Here is a 13,676-nt window from a genome sequence, read left to right as displayed (position 1 = left end):
TTTCGGTCTACCGGAAACCGTGAAATGATGATTTAGTTCACAAACTTTCACGATTGGCGACAAATTTGGTTCGGGGCGGATGCGGTGTGAAACGTTGGTTCAGAGGCCCCGCCTAGAATCGCGGCCGCTGTTTGCCGCAGCGGTTTTCTTCACAAAGGTTCTTCGAATGAAGCCGTTTCCCCTCCATTTCCTGGCCGCATGCACGCTGGCCGTGGCCAGTTCCTGCGCCCTGGCGCAGCAGGACGGCAGTTCCGCCGATGAACTCGTCCAGGCAGGCCTCGCCAGCCTCAAGCAGATCGACGAAGGCCGCGCTGGAGAGATCTGGGATGGCGCCTCGGCCTTCATCAAGACCCGATTCCCTCGGGCCGACTTTGTTGCCAATACGCAACGCGCACGTCAGACCGTCGGCGTCGTGGCCCGGCGTGACTGGGCTGGCATCACGCGAATCCGCTATCCGGACGACAGCACTGGCATTCCCGCCGGCCTGTATGCCAACGTCGACTTCTCCACCCGCCTCGAGAACAACAAGACCGTCTTCGAAAAAGTCAGCTTCCGCCTCGAACCCCAAGGCTGGCGCCTGACCGGCTACATCCCCCGCGAAAACCAATGACCACCGCCTCGGGTGCCGGCCTGCGCATCGGCATCACGATCGGCCTCCACCACGAGGCCGAGACCCTCTGGAACAACGGCATCAAGCAGAACGCCGTGTTCCTGGCAGAGGCGCTGAAGCACTGCCCCAGCGTCGCCTCGGTGGTGCTGGTCAACACCACCGCCACCCCCATCACCCCCGCCCTGCCCTGGGACCAGGCCCGCTGGCCGACCGTGACCTTCGAGGCGGCCAAGGACAGCGTGGACGTGCTGATCGAACTGGGCGGCCAGATCGACGGCGACCAGACCGACCACCTCAAGCGCCGCGGCGCGCGGCTGGTGTCGTACTGCTGCGGCTTCGAGTACGTGCACGCGATGGAGTCGATGCTGTTCGGCAAGCCGCTGTGGGGCCGCAACCTGTTCATCAACCAGCGCTACGACGACATCTGGATGGTTCCGCAGGTGGCCCACATCAGCCAGCCCTACTTCGAGGTGCTGCGCCGCGCCGAGGCGCGCGCCGTGCCCTTCGTCTGGAGCCCTGTGTTCCTGGAGGAGCGCGCCCGCGCCCTGCCCGACGGCGGCGCGTACCAGCCGCGCAGCGGCCCGCGGCGGCTCAGCGTGATGGAGCCGAACATCAACGTGGTGAAGTTCTGCGTCTACCCCATCCTGATCGCCGAGCTGGCCTACCGCGCCCGCCCCGACGCGATCGCGCTGCTGCAGGTCACGAACGTGGAGCGCATGGCCAAGGACAGCATGGAGTTCATCACGCTGATGAACCAGCTCGACCTGGTGCGCCAGCACAAGGCGGTCTTCCTGGGTCGGCACGAGACCCCGGTGTTCCTGGCGCAGAACACCGACATCGTGGTCTCCCACCAATGGGAGAACCCGCTCAACTACTTCTACCTCGAGACCTGTTGGCAGGGCTATCCGCTGGTGCACAACGCCCACCTGTGCGCGGACCTGGGCTACTACTACGCAGAAAACGACGTGGCCGCAGGCAGCGCCCGCGTGCTCGAGGCCATCGACGGGCACGACGCGCAGGCCCAGGCCTACCGCGACCGGCAGCGCGCGCTCATCGCGCGCTACCTGCCCGGCGACGCGGTGGCCACGCAAACCTACGACACCCTGCTGCAAGGCCTGATGCAGCGCCCAGCCCGCTAGCCAGACCCGCGCCCCACGGAGCCCCTCGCATGCTCGACCCGTCCGAACTCCGGAACTTCTACCCCGTGATCGTGACGCCGAGCCACGACGGCAAGTTCTTCCAGAACTACGTGGCGTCGCTGCTGAACTTCACCATCAATGCCGAGCGCGCCGGCATGAGGATGCAGGTGCTGATGCACCAGGGCGAGAGCCTGGTCACGCGCGCGCGCAACAACTGCGTGGCCCAGTTCCTGGCCAACACCGAGTGGACCCACTTGTTCTGGATCGACGCAGACATCGGCTTCTCGGCCGAGGCGGCGTTCCGCCTGCTGCTGTCGGGCTACGACATCGCCGCCGGCGTCTACCCGCTCAAGCGCGAAGACTGGCCAGCCGGCGGCGTGGCGGCCGGCACCACACAGCAGCAGTTCGAGGCCGCGTTCACGCGCTACACGGTCAATGCCAAGGCCGAAGAAGGCGCATCGCAGATCGAGCTCGAGGTGCAGTCCGACGGCTTCATGAAGATGACCGAGGCGCCCACGGGCTTCATGGCAATCCGGCGCGGCGTGTTCGAGCGGCTCATGGCCGCCTACCCCGAGCTGCAATACGTGCCCGACAGCATCGGCGAAGCCGACCGCGGGCTGCACTACCGCTTCTTCGACGTGATGGTCGACCCGGTCACGCGGCGCTACCTGTCGGAAGACTACGGCTTCTGCCGGCTGTGGTCAGGGCTGGGCGAGTCGATCTACATCGACGCCAATTCGAATCTGACCCACCAGGGCGCCAAGCTGTACCGCGGCGATTTCGCGCACTCGTTGCAGGCCTCGCTGCCCTATGCGGTGGGCGGCCCCGCCGGCATGGCGATGGTGCTGAAGGGCCAGGAGCACCTGAAGCCGAATCCGCCGCCGGGCTGACACCGGCAGCGAACGCCCATGAAAAAGCCCCGCCGAAGCGGGGCTTTTTCATGAGGCCGGCGAATCGCTCGCCGGCTGCAACGACCGTCAGGCCGTGACCGTATCCGCCACGCCCTTGTAGTCCTCGATCTTGTCGAAGTTCAGGTACTGGTAGATCTGCGCGCTGGACGCATCGATCACGCCCGTGGCGGCCATGTACTCCTCGCGGGTCGGGATGCGACCCAGGCGCGAGCAGATGGCGGCCAGTTCGGCCGAGCCCAGGTACACGTTGGTGTTCTTGCCCAGGCGGTTCGGGAAGTTGCGGGTGCTGGTCGACATCACCGTCGCGCCTTCGCGCACCTGTGCCTGGTTGCCCATGCACAGCGAGCAGCCCGGCATTTCGGTGCGCGCGCCGGCGTTGCCGAACACGCCGTAGTGGCCTTCTTCGGTAAGTTGCTGCGCGTCCATCTTGGTCGGCGGTGCGATCCACAGCTTGACCGGAATGTCGCGCTTGCCTTCGAGCAGCTTCGATGCGGCGCGGAAGTGACCGATGTTGGTCATGCACGAGCCGATGAACACTTCGTCGATGGTGGCACCAGCCACGTCGCTCAGCGTCTTCACGTCGTCCGGGTCGTTCGGGCAGGCCACGATGGGTTCGTGGATCTCGGCCAGGTCGATCTCGATGACGGCCGCGTACTCGGCGTCGGCATCGCCCTTGAGCAGCTGCGGGTCCTTGAGCCAAGCTTCCTGCGCGGCGATGCGGCGTGCCAGCGTGCGGGCGTCGGCGTAGCCTTCGGCAATCATCCACTTCATCAGCGTGATGTTGCTGTTGATGTACTCCTGGATCGGTTCCTTGTTCAGGTGCACCGTGCAGCCGGCGGCCGAGCGTTCAGCCGAAGCATCGCTCAGCTCGAAGGCTTGCTCCACCTTCAGGTCGGGCAGGCCTTCGATCTCGAGGATGCGGCCCGAGAAGATGTTCTTCTTGCCTTGCTTGGCCACGGTCAGCAGGCCCGACTTGATGGCGTACAGCGGAATGGCGTTGACCAGGTCACGCAGCGTGACGCCGGGCTGCATCTTGCCCTTGAAGCGCACGAGCACCGACTCGGGCATGTCCAGCGGCATCACGCCGGTGGCGGCCGCGAAGGCCACGAGGCCCGAACCCGCGGGGAAGCTGATGCCGATGGGGAAGCGGGTGTGGCTGTCGCCGCCCGTGCCCACGGTGTCGGGCGTCAGCAGGCGGTTGAGCCAGCTGTGGATCACGCCGTCGCCCGGACGCAGCGACACGCCGCCGCGATTGGCCATGAACTCGGGGAGTTCGTGGTGCATCTTGACGTCGACCTTCTTGGGGTACGCCGCCGTGTGGCAGAACGACTGCATGACGAGGTCGGCCGAGAAGCCCAGGCAGGCCAGGTCCTTCAGTTCGTCGCGGGTCATCGGGCCGGTGGTGTCCTGCGAGCCGACCGAGGTCATCTTGGGTTCGCAGTACGTGCCCGGGCGCACGCCCTGGCCTTCGGGCAGGCCGCAGGCGCGGCCGACCATCTTCTGTGCGAGCGAGAAGCCCTTCTTGGTGTCGACCGGGCTTTGCGGCAGGCGGAACAGCGTCGAGACGGGCAGGCCCAGCGCCTCGCGCGCCTTGGCCGTCAGGCCGCGGCCGATGATCAGCGGAATGCGGCCGCCGGCGCGCACTTCGTCGAACAGCACGTCGCTCTTGACCTGGAATTCGGCGATGACCTGGCCGTCCTTCAGGGCCTTGCCTTCGTAGGGACGCAGCTCGACCACGTCGCCCATGTTCATCTGCGTCACGTCGAGCTCGATGGGCAGTGCGCCCGAGTCTTCCATCGTGTTGTAGAAGATGGGAGCGATCTTGCCGCCGAGGCAGACGCCGCCGAAACGCTTGTTCGGCACGAAGGGAATGTCTTCGCCGGTGAACCACAGCACCGAGTTGGTGGCGCTCTTGCGCGACGAACCCGTGCCGACCACGTCGCCGGCGTAGGCCACGAGGTGGCCGCGCGCGCGCAGGTCTTCGATGAACTTCACCGGGCCGCGCTTGCCGTCTTCTTCAGGAACGATGCCGGGGCGGGCGTTCTTGTGCATCGCCAGGGCGTGCATCGGAATGTCGGGACGCGTGGTGGCGTCGGGTGCGGGCGACAGGTCGTCGGTGTTGATTTCGCCGGCCACCTTGAAGATGCTGACGGTGATGCTCTGCGGCACTTCGGGGCGGCTGGTGAACCACTCGGCATCGGCCCAGCTTTGCAGCACGCCCTTGGCGTGGGCATTGCCCTTGTCGGCCTTTTCCTTGACGTCGTGGAACTGGTCGAACATCAGCAGGGTCTTCTTCAGGCCTTCGGCTGCGACGGCGCCGACTTCGGCGTCGTCCAGCAGGTCGATCATGGGGCTGATGTTGTAGCCGCCGAGCATGGTGCCGAGCAGTTCGGTCGCGCGGGCGCGCGAGATGAACGCGTTCTTCTCGGTGCCGTGGGCCACGGCCGCGAGGTAGCTCGCCTTGACCTTGGCGGCGTCGTCGACGCCGGCGGGCACACGGTAGGTGAGCAGGTCCAGCAGGAAGGCGCCGTCCTTGGCGTTCGCGCTCTTCAGGAGCTCGATCGCTTCGGCGGTCTGCTTCGCGCTCAGGGGCAGCGGCGGGATACCGAGCGCGGCGCGTTCGGCAACATGATCAACGTAGGCTTGCAACATCTTCTTTTCTCCGGAAACTAGGCTATCGGGCGTGCGCTGCGGTCTCAAGCGGCCAAGCAAGAGCCGCGCCGCACCCCGGGTTCGGTGCTCTTCTTACTTCTTGGCTGCGTCGGCACCTTCGAAAAGGGCCTTCGGGGGGTTCTTCTTCATCTCGTCGGCAAAGGCGACCTGAGCGGCGGTCTGGCATTCGTCGGCAATGCGCAGGCCGGCCTTCTGGTTCATCAGCATCGACTTGTTGCCCAGCTGGAGCCACATGGCGCCGGCACGCGGGTCTTCGAGGCGGATGGCGCCGGTGCGGCTTTCGACCGGGTGCATGCGGTACTTCAGGCCCTTGGTGGTCACGGTGAAGAAGCCGGGCTTCTTCTCGTCGGGCGTGACGGTCACGTCGGCGCCGAGTTCGCACTGGGCCTTGCCGATGGACACGCGCTGTGCCACGGCCAGGTCAGACTCGGACAGCACGATGTTGGTGTCGTCGGCGATCGGCGTGACCTCTTCGACAGCCTTGGCCGCCTTGCGGGTCACCTGGCGCTTCGGCGGGGTCTTCTTGGCTTCGGCCTTGGCAGCAGCCGGCTTGGTGGCGGTGGCGTTCTGCGCCACGGCGGCCAACGGCAGAGCCAGCGCAACGGCGGCGATCAGTGCAATTTTCTTCATGAGCGGGGTTCCTTCAGGCTGATTCAGTGGGTTTCAGGAGACCGCGATGCAAACCAGGCTTTCGCCTCGGAGGGCAACGCGCGCCCTGTTGCGTGGGCGCGCGTCAGGACCTGCCAGAAGTGGCGGTAGCTCGCGCGGTCGTGCAATGTGCCATCAATTTGTGTCGGTGCCCAATCCGCGTCTGCGGCTTTTGTAATGATTTTTGTGGCAATTTGAATCTGCGCCTCGTCGGGCGCGAAGGCCTCGAGGATCGGCCGGATCTGGTTCGGGTGGATGCTCCACATGCGCGTGTAGCCGAATTCGGTGGCCGCCTTGCGGGCCGCCAAGCGCATCGCATCGGTGTCATTGAGCTCGGTGACCACGCAGTGCGAGGGCACCTTGCCGTAGGCATGTGCCGCCGAGGCGAGTGCCAGCTTGGCGCGCACGACCAGCGGGTGGCTGAACTGCCCCGCCGCGCCCATGCCGTCGGCGGGAATGGCGCCGGCATGCGCCGACACGAAATCCATGAGGCCGAAGCTCAGCGACTGCACGCGCGGATGCGCGGCGATCTCGAAGGCGTTGTGCACCGCCAGCGGCGATTCGATGAGCACGTGCAGCGGCAGCGCGGCGGCATCGGCGGCGTCGAGCGCGGCAACAGCCTGACACACATCGGCCACGGATTCGACCTTGGGCACCATGAGGTGGCTCAGCCGGTGGCCGGCGCGTCCGGCGATGGTGACCACGTCGCCGGCAAAGGCCGGGTGGTCGACCGGGTGCACGCGCACGCCCACGCGCATGCCGGGCTTCGCGGCCAGCGCGAGCTCGGTGACGAGCGCGGCATGCTCGGCCTCGCCGCCGACCGGGGCGCCGTCTTCGCAGTCGAGGGTGACGTCGAACACGCAGGCACCGAACTCCTGCGCCATCTCGGCCTGGAGCGCGAGGCTCTTCTTCATGCGGGCTTCGACGCCGCTGTAGTGGTCGCACACCGGCAGGGTCACGGCGCCGGCCTGTGCGCCGAGCAGCACGTCCGCGGGATGGGCAGCGGCGGTCTTCGTCGTCATGCGTCTTTTTTCTTGTGCGCCACGATGAACATGCGCGGGAAGGCGAGCAGGCGCTTGCCGTCGGTGCGCACCGGATAGGCCTCGTCCACCCTGCGTTCGTATTCGGCGAGGTAGCTCGCCTGCAGGTCGGGCGGCAGGCGGTCGACAAAGGGCTTCAGGCCCGTGCCGCGCACCCATTCGACGATGGCCGCGGCGTTGGCCATCGGGTGCTGGTAGATGGTGTGCCAGACATCGACATGGGCCGCACGCGCGGCCAAGAGGTCGTAGTAGCCGCCCAGCGGCAGCAGCAAGGTGCGCAGCTTGTCGGCGTCGCCGATGGGCTCGGCCCAGGGCGCTTCGGCCGCCACCGCGCGCATCAGGCGGTGCGTGGGCTCCTGGCGGTTGTCGGGCATCTGGACGGCGAGCACGCCGCCCGGGGCCAGCGCGTCGAACAGGCGGGGGATCAGCGTCTCGTGATCCGGCACCCATTGCAGGGACGCGTTGGCATAAATGAGATCGGGCGCTTCTGTTTCACGCGGCGCCCAGGTCGCGATGTCGCTCAACTCGAAGCGCGCCGCCGGCAGGCGCTCGCGCGCGCTGACCAGCATGGCCTCGGAGTTGTCGGTGCCCGTGACCTGCGCCTTCGGGAACCGATGTGCCAGCAGCTCGGTGGAATTGCCCGGTCCGCATCCGAGGTCGACCACGCGGGCGGCCTCGGCAAGCGGGACCCGCGCCAGGAGTTCCTGTGCGGGCCGGGTGCGCTCGTCCTCGTAGCGACGGTAGAGCGCGGGGTTCCAGTCGAGCATGCGGGCGGGCTTGCTTTACAGCAGGTGGGCGACGCCGGCGCGTTCGCCTTCGAGCTCTTCGAGCGTCTTGTTGATACGTTCCTGGCTGAAGGCGTCGATCTCGAGGCCTTCGACCAGCTTGTACTCACCGTTTTCGCAGGTGACCGGGAAGCCGAACATCACGTCCTTCGGAATGCCGTACTGGCCGTCCGACGGGATGCCCATCGTGACCCACTTGCCGTTGGTGCCCAGGGCCCAGTCGCGCATGTGGTCGATGGCGGCGTTGGCGGCCGAGGCAGCCGACGACAGGCCGCGCGCTTCGATGATGGCCGCACCGCGCTTGCCGACGGTCGGCAGGAAGGTGTTGGCGTTCCATTCCTGGTCGTTGATCATCTTGGCGACGCTTTCGCCGTTGATGGTCGCAAAGCGGTAGTCGGCGTACATCGTGGGCGAGTGGTTGCCCCAGACGGTGAGCTTCTCGATGTCGGCCACGGCCTTGCCGGTCTTGGCGGCGATCTGGCTGGCAGCGCGGTTGTGGTCCAGGCGCAGCATGGCGGTGAAGTTCTTGCGCGGCAGGTCCGGTGCCGACTTCATGGCGATGTAGGCGTTGGTGTTGGCGGGGTTGCCGACGACCAGCACCTTCACGTTGCGCGAGGCGACGGCGTTCAGCGCCTTGCCTTGTGCCGTGAAGATGGCGCCGTTGACGGCCAGCAGCTCGGCACGTTCCATGCCGGGGCCGCGGGGGCGCGAACCGACCAGCAGGGCGTAGTCGGCGTCCTTGAAGGCGGTCATCGGGTCGCCGTGGGCTTCCATGCCGGCCAGCAGCGGGAAGGCGCAGTCGTCGAGCTCCATCATCACGCCCTTGAGCGCCTTCTGGGCCTTCTCGTCGGGGATTTCGAGCAGTTGCAGGATGACCGGCTGGTCTTTGCCGAGCATTTCGCCGGAAGCGATACGGAACAACAGGGCGTAACCGATTTGACCGGCGGCACCGGTAACGGCAACGCGGACAGGCTTTTTGCTCATGGGAAGACTCCAGAAGGTGGTGAAACGGGTTAGCGCTCTCGTGGGGCGCCGCGGTCCAGCGGGGGGAAGCTTTCCCGCGGCGCGGGACCGGGCCGCATTTTAAGCCGATTCGACAAAGGCCGTCTTATGTCTTATATAAGATATCCTCTGGGGGTCCGCCACGGCGCACCCCACCGCTGCCATGAACACGCCCTCCACCCTCGACGAGCCCACGACGCCGTCCTTCAGTCCGCTCTACCAGCAGATCAAGACCCTGATCCTGCAGAGCCTGCAGGCCGGCGAGTGGAAGCCGGGCGAGCCTATCCCCAGCGAGATGGACCTGGCCGTACGCTTTCGCGTGAGCCAGGGCACGGTGCGCAAGGCGATCGACGAGCTGTCCGCTGAAAACCTGGTGGTGCGCCGCCAGGGCAAGGGCACCTTCGTCGCCACGCATGCCGAGCAGCATGTGCAGTACCGTTTTCTCAAGCTGGTGCCCGACGCCGGCAGCCCGAGCGCCGAAGGCCCGGCCGAGCGCACCATCGTCGACTGCAAGCGCCTGCGCGCCTCGGCCGACGTGGCGCGTGCGCTGAGCCTGCGCACCGGCGACGCCGTGCTGCAGGTGCGCCGCGTGCTCGCCTATGGCGGCGTGCCGACCATCCTCGAAGACCTCTGGCTGCCCGGCGCGCCCTTCAAGGGCCTCACGGCCGACCGGCTGCGCGCCTGGCCCGGCCCGATGTACGCGATGTTCGAAACCGAGTTCGGCGTGCGCATGGTGCGTGCCGAAGAAAAGATCCGCGCCGTACTGCCCGATGCCGAACAGGCCCAGCTGCTCGACGTGCCGCTGCAGATGCCGCTGCTGAGCGTGGAGCGCGTGGCGCACACGTACCACGACATGCCGATGGAACTGCGCCGCGGCCTGTACCGCACCGACACCCACCACTACCGCAACCAGTTGGGCTGATCCGATGGCGCCGAAGAACCTCGCCCGCGCGGGCACAAACGCGCACACTCAGCCCGCGCAACGCAACCTCGAGCCCCGAGCATCCGACTGCCGCAGTGCGTTGACTCCTGCGCGTCCGATGCGCGATGGTGCATTGCAATAGAATTTTGCGTTGTTTGCATTCCGCAGAAGAAACAAAAGCGTTCGCTCTCAGAACAAGCCAACAAGTCACAAAGCCACGAAAGCCATCTCCCTATGACAGAGCTTGCAACTCCCCCCCGGCCGCCGCGTCGCGAATTCCGGAACATCAACGCCTTCACCGATCTCACGACCTACCGGCTGCCGCCGGCCGGCATCGTGTCGATCCTGCACCGCGTGAGCGGTGTGCTGATGTTCCTGCTGATGCCCTTCATCATCTGGATGTTCGACACCTCGCTGTCATCTGACTATTCGTTCGCGAAATTCAAGGCCGCGTTCAACACCGGCATCGGCTTTGCCCCGGGATGGTTCTTCAAGCTCATTGCACTGGCGCTCATCTGGGCCTACCTGCACCACTTCATCGCCGGCCTGCGTCACCTCTGGATGGACGTGAGCCACTCCGCCGTGACCAAGGAGTTCGGTCACAGCTCGGCCATGTTCACGCTGGGCGCAAGCATCATCCTCACGCTGGCGCTCGGCGCCAAGCTGTTCGGCCTGTACTGAGAAGGAGCCAACCATGTCTGTGAATTACGGCTCCAAGCGCATCGTCGTCGGCGCGCACTACGGTCTGCGCGACTGGCTCAGCCAACGCATCACCGGCGCCCTGATGGCGCTGTTCACGATCATCCTGCTCGCGCAGCTGATCTTCTCGCGCGGCCCCATCGGTTACGACCTGTGGGCCGGCATCTTCGCCGCACAGTGGATGAAGGTCCTGACCTTCTCCGTGATCGTTGCCCTGCTCTATCACGTGTGGGTCGGCATGCGCGACGTGTGGATGGACTACGTCCAGCCTGTCGCCATCCGTCTCGTGCTGCAAGTTTTCACCATCGTCTGGCTTGTCGGTTGTGCGGGTTGGGCCATTCAAGTGCTTTGGAAGATCTGACCCACCATGACCTACACAAAAGAAAACATCACCAAGCGCAAGTTCGACGTCGTCATCGTCGGTGCCGGCGGCTCCGGCATGCGCGCCTCGCTGCAACTCGCCCGTGCCGGCCTCAACGTGGCCGTGCTCTCCAAGGTGTTCCCGACCCGTTCGCACACCGTCGCTGCCCAGGGCGGCGTGGGCGCTTCGCTCGGCAACATGAGCGAAGACAACTGGCACTACCACTTCTACGACACGATCAAGGGTTCCGACTGGCTCGGCGACCAGGACGCGATCGAGTTCATGTGCCGTGAAGCCCCGAAGGTCGTGTACGAGCTCGAACACTTCGGCATGCCCTTCGACCGCAACCCCGACGGCACGATCTACCAGCGTCCGTTTGGCGGCCACACCGCCAACTACGGCGAGAAGGCCGTGCAGCGCGCCTGCGCCGCGGCCGACCGCACCGGCCACGCGATGCTCCACACGCTCTACCAGAAGAACGTGGAAGCCCGCACCCAGTTCTTCGTCGAATGGATGGCGCTGGACCTCATCCGCGACAACGAAGGCGATGTGGTCGGCGTCACGGCCCTCGAGATGGAAACCGGCGACCTGCACATCCTGCAGGCCAAGACCGTGCTGCTGGCCACCGGCGGCGCAGGCCGCATCTTCGGTGCGTCCACCAACGCGTTCATCAACACCGGCGACGGCCTGGGCATGGCCGCACGTTCGGGCATCCCGCTGCAGGACATGGAGTTCTGGCAGTTCCACCCCACCGGCGTGGCCGGCGCGGGCGTGCTGCTGACCGAAGGCTGCCGCGGCGAAGGCGCGATCCTGCTGAACAGCAACGGCGAACGCTTCATGGAGCGCTACGCGCCCACCCTGAAGGACCTGGCACCGCGCGACTTCGTCTCGCGCTCGATGGACCAGGAAATCAAGGAAGGCCGTGGCTGTGGTCCCAACAAGGACTACATCCACATGAAGCTGGACCACCTGGGTGCCGACACCATCCACAAGCGGCTGCCGTCGGTCTACGAGATCGGCATCAACTTCGCCAACGTCGACGTCACCAAGGAACCGATTCCCGTGGTGCCCACCATCCACTACCAGATGGGCGGCATCCCGACGAACATCAACGGCCAGGTCGTCATCCAGAAGGGTGAAGACAACAGCGCCGTAGTGAACGGCCTGTACGCGGTGGGCGAATGCTCCTGCGTGAGCGTGCACGGCGCCAACCGCCTGGGCACCAACTCGCTGCTCGACCTGCTGGTGTTCGGCCGCGCGGCCGGCAACCACATCGTCGAGTTCAACGACAAGCTCAAGGAACACAAGGAACTGCCCAAGGATGCGGCCGACCGCACCCTGCAGCGCCTGAACGAGCTCGAAGCCTCCACCGGCGGCGAATACGCCCAGGACGTGGCCGGCGAGATCCGCGCCGTCATGCAGCAGCACGCCGCCGTGTTCCGCAAGCAGGCCTCGATGGACGAAGGCGTGGTCAAGATCGCCGCCGTGCGCGAGCGCGTCAAGTCGATCGGCCTGAAGGACAAGTCCAAGGTGTTCAACACCGCCCGCATCGAAGCGCTGGAAGTCGACAACCTGATCGAAGTGGCGCAGGCCACCATGGTCTCGGCCGCCGCCCGCAAGGAATGCCGCGGCGCCCACACGGTGGAAGACTACGAGCGTCCCGCGGACGACCCGGTCGCACCGCTGGGCCGCGACGACGCCAACTGGATGAAGCACACGCTCTGGTACAGCGCGGACAACCGCCTCTCGTACAAGCCCGTCAAGCTGCAGCCGCTGACGGTGGCATCCGTGCCGCCCAAGGTCCGCACGTTCTAAGAATATTTACAAGGTCCATACGATGAAGCGCACATTCCAGATCTACCGCTACGACCCGGACAAGGACGCCAAGCCCTACATGCAGACGGTCGAGGTCGAACTCGACGGCCACGAACGCATGCTGCTGGACGCCCTGATGAAGCTCAAGGCGCAGGATCCCACGCTGTCGTTCCGCCGCTCGTGCCGCGAAGGCGTCTGCGGCTCCGACGCGATGAACATCAACGGCAAGAACGGTCTGGCCTGCCTGACCAACATGAACACGCTCAAGGGCACCGTCGTGCTCAAGCCGCTGCCGGGCCTGCCCGTCATCCGCGACCTGATCGTCGACATGACCCAGTTCTTCAAGCAGTACAACTCGATCAAGCCGTACCTGCAGAACGACACCGTGCCGCCCGAGAAGGAACGCCTGCAGTCGCCCGAAGAGCGCGAAGAGCTCGACGGCCTGTACGAGTGCATCCTGTGCGCGAGCTGCTCGACGAGCTGCCCGAGCTTCTGGTGGAACCCCGACAAGTTCGTCGGCCCGGCCGGCCTGCTGCAGGCCTACCGCTTCATCGCCGACAGCCGCGACGAAGCCACCGCCGAGCGCCTGGACAACCTGGAAGACCCGTACCGCCTGTTCCGCTGCCACACGATCATGAACTGCGTCGACGTGTGCCCGAAGAGCCTGAACCCGACCAAGGCCATCGGCAAGATCAAGGAACTGATGGTGCGTCGCGCCATCTGACGGTTTTTCCGAGAAGCCTTACTTATGTCGACCCCCGCCAACGCCCCCGATACGCTGCTCGGCGAACGCGCGCTGAGCAAGCTCAAGTGGCGTTGCCGGCGCGGCCTGCTGGAGAACGACCTGTTCATCGCCCGCTTCTTCGAGCGGCACGAATCCCACATGACCGTCGGTCAAGCGGGAGCGATGGAGACATTGATGGACCTGTCGGACAACGACCTCCTCGACCTGCTGCTGTGCAGAAAGGAGCCCGAGCCCGCATGGGCCGGGGCCGAGGTGGTCGCATTGCTGCAGCTGATGCGTACCGACGGCGCTCAGCGTCCTGCCATTTTTTCTCCTTCGTCCTGAAT

At 65.8% G+C, this 13,676-nt stretch carries 14 protein-coding genes; 9 read left to right on the top strand and 5 right to left on the bottom strand.

All coding sequences use genetic code 11. The features are described from left to right. Positions 1-166: 166 nt before the first annotated feature. Genes AC07OX_RS17915 through AC07OX_RS17905 form a run of 3 tightly spaced genes read left to right on the top strand, consistent with a single transcriptional unit; the run spans position 167 to position 2,639 of the window. Positions 167-610, top strand: coding sequence for a DUF4019 domain-containing protein (locus AC07OX_RS17915; protein ID WP_495261000.1), 444 nt, complete (start codon positions 167-169; stop codon positions 608-610). Continuing rightward, positions 607-1,749: a DUF2827 domain-containing protein gene (locus AC07OX_RS17910; protein WP_492738982.1), complete on the top strand. Its 1,143-nt coding sequence runs from the start codon at positions 607-609 to the stop codon at positions 1,747-1,749. The genes AC07OX_RS17915 and AC07OX_RS17910 overlap by 4 nt, the downstream gene beginning before the upstream one ends. A gap of 29 nt (positions 1,750-1,778) precedes the next feature. Beyond that, on the top strand, positions 1,779-2,639 hold the full coding sequence (locus AC07OX_RS17905) for a hypothetical protein (RefSeq protein WP_495261001.1): 861 nt from the start codon (positions 1,779-1,781) through the stop codon (positions 2,637-2,639). An 87-nt stretch (positions 2,640-2,726) separates the two neighbouring features. On the opposite strand, the gene AC07OX_RS17900 is transcribed toward AC07OX_RS17905, so the two are convergent. From AC07OX_RS17900 to AC07OX_RS17880, 5 genes are all read right to left on the bottom strand, one after another. Next, positions 2,727-5,312 carry a bifunctional aconitate hydratase 2/2-methylisocitrate dehydratase gene (locus tag AC07OX_RS17900; RefSeq protein WP_139702450.1) on the bottom strand — a complete coding sequence of 862 codons (2,586 nt, stop codon included), beginning with the start codon at positions 5,310-5,312 and terminating at the stop codon, positions 2,727-2,729. A 93-nt stretch (positions 5,313-5,405) separates the two neighbouring features. Continuing rightward, on the bottom strand, positions 5,406-5,963 hold the full coding sequence (locus tag AC07OX_RS17895; RefSeq protein ID WP_495261002.1) for a hypothetical protein: 558 nt from the start codon (positions 5,961-5,963) through the stop codon (positions 5,406-5,408). Between the two features lie 23 nt (positions 5,964-5,986). After that, positions 5,987-7,003 carry an HpcH/HpaI aldolase/citrate lyase family protein gene (locus AC07OX_RS17890; protein WP_495261003.1) on the bottom strand — a complete coding sequence of 339 codons (1,017 nt, stop codon included), beginning with the start codon at positions 7,001-7,003 and terminating at the stop codon, positions 5,987-5,989. Beyond that, on the bottom strand, positions 7,000-7,788 hold the full coding sequence (tam, locus tag AC07OX_RS17885) for a trans-aconitate 2-methyltransferase (RefSeq protein WP_307637445.1): 789 nt from the start codon (positions 7,786-7,788) through the stop codon (positions 7,000-7,002). Before tam ends, AC07OX_RS17890 begins: the two co-directional genes overlap by 4 nt. 15 nt (positions 7,789-7,803) lie before the next feature. Beyond that, positions 7,804-8,790 carry a malate dehydrogenase gene (locus tag AC07OX_RS17880; RefSeq protein WP_042578072.1) on the bottom strand — a complete coding sequence of 329 codons (987 nt, stop codon included), beginning with the start codon at positions 8,788-8,790 and terminating at the stop codon, positions 7,804-7,806. Between the two features lie 181 nt (positions 8,791-8,971). On the opposite strand from AC07OX_RS17880, the gene AC07OX_RS17875 reads away from it, so the two are divergent. The 6 genes from AC07OX_RS17875 (at position 8,972) to AC07OX_RS17850 (ending at position 13,674) form a co-directional block, all read left to right on the top strand. Then, positions 8,972-9,730: a GntR family transcriptional regulator gene (locus AC07OX_RS17875; protein WP_495261004.1), complete on the top strand. Its 759-nt coding sequence runs from the start codon at positions 8,972-8,974 to the stop codon at positions 9,728-9,730. Positions 9,731-9,964: 234 nt separating this feature from the next. Further along, positions 9,965-10,411 carry a succinate dehydrogenase, cytochrome b556 subunit gene (sdhC, locus tag AC07OX_RS17870; RefSeq protein ID WP_495261005.1) on the top strand — a complete coding sequence of 149 codons (447 nt, stop codon included), beginning with the start codon at positions 9,965-9,967 and terminating at the stop codon, positions 10,409-10,411. Between the two features lie 13 nt (positions 10,412-10,424). Further along, the gene (gene sdhD / locus AC07OX_RS17865) at positions 10,425-10,790 is read left to right on the top strand and encodes a succinate dehydrogenase, hydrophobic membrane anchor protein (protein ID WP_062479708.1); all 366 of its coding nucleotides are present in this window, start codon (positions 10,425-10,427) and stop codon (positions 10,788-10,790) included. A 6-nt stretch (positions 10,791-10,796) separates the two neighbouring features. Then, positions 10,797-12,605 carry a succinate dehydrogenase flavoprotein subunit gene (gene sdhA, locus AC07OX_RS17860; protein ID WP_095949551.1) on the top strand — a complete coding sequence of 603 codons (1,809 nt, stop codon included), beginning with the start codon at positions 10,797-10,799 and terminating at the stop codon, positions 12,603-12,605. A gap of 22 nt (positions 12,606-12,627) precedes the next feature. Beyond that, positions 12,628-13,329, top strand: a complete 702-nt coding sequence (locus AC07OX_RS17855; RefSeq protein WP_062479706.1) for a succinate dehydrogenase iron-sulfur subunit — start codon at positions 12,628-12,630, stop codon at positions 13,327-13,329. 24 nt (positions 13,330-13,353) lie between these two features. Further along, complete coding sequence (locus tag AC07OX_RS17850) at positions 13,354-13,674, top strand: FAD assembly factor SdhE (RefSeq protein ID WP_062479704.1); 321 nt, start codon at positions 13,354-13,356, stop codon at positions 13,672-13,674. Positions 13,675-13,676: the final 2 nt, after the last annotated feature.

The sequence above is a fragment of the Variovorax sp. GW821-FHT09D07 genome (assembly GCF_059416345.1).
Note: the sequence above shows the minus strand (reverse complement) of the source record. Positions and strands in the feature narration are given on the sequence as shown.

Excerpts from the sequence above, each read along its gene's own strand:
- AC07OX_RS17915 (WP_495261000.1), top strand. The coding sequence starts at position 167 with ATGAAGCCGTTTCCCCTCCATTTCCTGGCCGCATGCACGCTGGCCGTG.
- AC07OX_RS17910 (WP_492738982.1), top strand. The coding sequence starts at position 607 with ATGACCACCGCCTCGGGTGCCGGCCTGCGCATCGGCATCACGATCGGC.
- AC07OX_RS17905 (WP_495261001.1), top strand. The coding sequence starts at position 1,779 with ATGCTCGACCCGTCCGAACTCCGGAACTTCTACCCCGTGATCGTGACG.
- AC07OX_RS17900 (WP_139702450.1), bottom strand. The coding sequence starts at position 5,312 with ATGTTGCAAGCCTACGTTGATCATGTTGCCGAACGCGCCGCGCTCGGT.
- AC07OX_RS17895 (WP_495261002.1), bottom strand. The coding sequence starts at position 5,963 with ATGAAGAAAATTGCACTGATCGCCGCCGTTGCGCTGGCTCTGCCGTTG.
- AC07OX_RS17890 (WP_495261003.1), bottom strand. The coding sequence starts at position 7,003 with ATGACGACGAAGACCGCCGCTGCCCATCCCGCGGACGTGCTGCTCGGC.
- tam (WP_307637445.1), bottom strand. The coding sequence starts at position 7,788 with ATGCTCGACTGGAACCCCGCGCTCTACCGTCGCTACGAGGACGAGCGC.
- AC07OX_RS17880 (WP_042578072.1), bottom strand. The coding sequence starts at position 8,790 with ATGAGCAAAAAGCCTGTCCGCGTTGCCGTTACCGGTGCCGCCGGTCAA.
- AC07OX_RS17875 (WP_495261004.1), top strand. The coding sequence starts at position 8,972 with ATGAACACGCCCTCCACCCTCGACGAGCCCACGACGCCGTCCTTCAGT.
- sdhC (WP_495261005.1), top strand. The coding sequence starts at position 9,965 with ATGACAGAGCTTGCAACTCCCCCCCGGCCGCCGCGTCGCGAATTCCGG.
- sdhD (WP_062479708.1), top strand. The coding sequence starts at position 10,425 with ATGTCTGTGAATTACGGCTCCAAGCGCATCGTCGTCGGCGCGCACTAC.
- sdhA (WP_095949551.1), top strand. The coding sequence starts at position 10,797 with ATGACCTACACAAAAGAAAACATCACCAAGCGCAAGTTCGACGTCGTC.
- AC07OX_RS17855 (WP_062479706.1), top strand. The coding sequence starts at position 12,628 with ATGAAGCGCACATTCCAGATCTACCGCTACGACCCGGACAAGGACGCC.
- AC07OX_RS17850 (WP_062479704.1), top strand. The coding sequence starts at position 13,354 with ATGTCGACCCCCGCCAACGCCCCCGATACGCTGCTCGGCGAACGCGCG.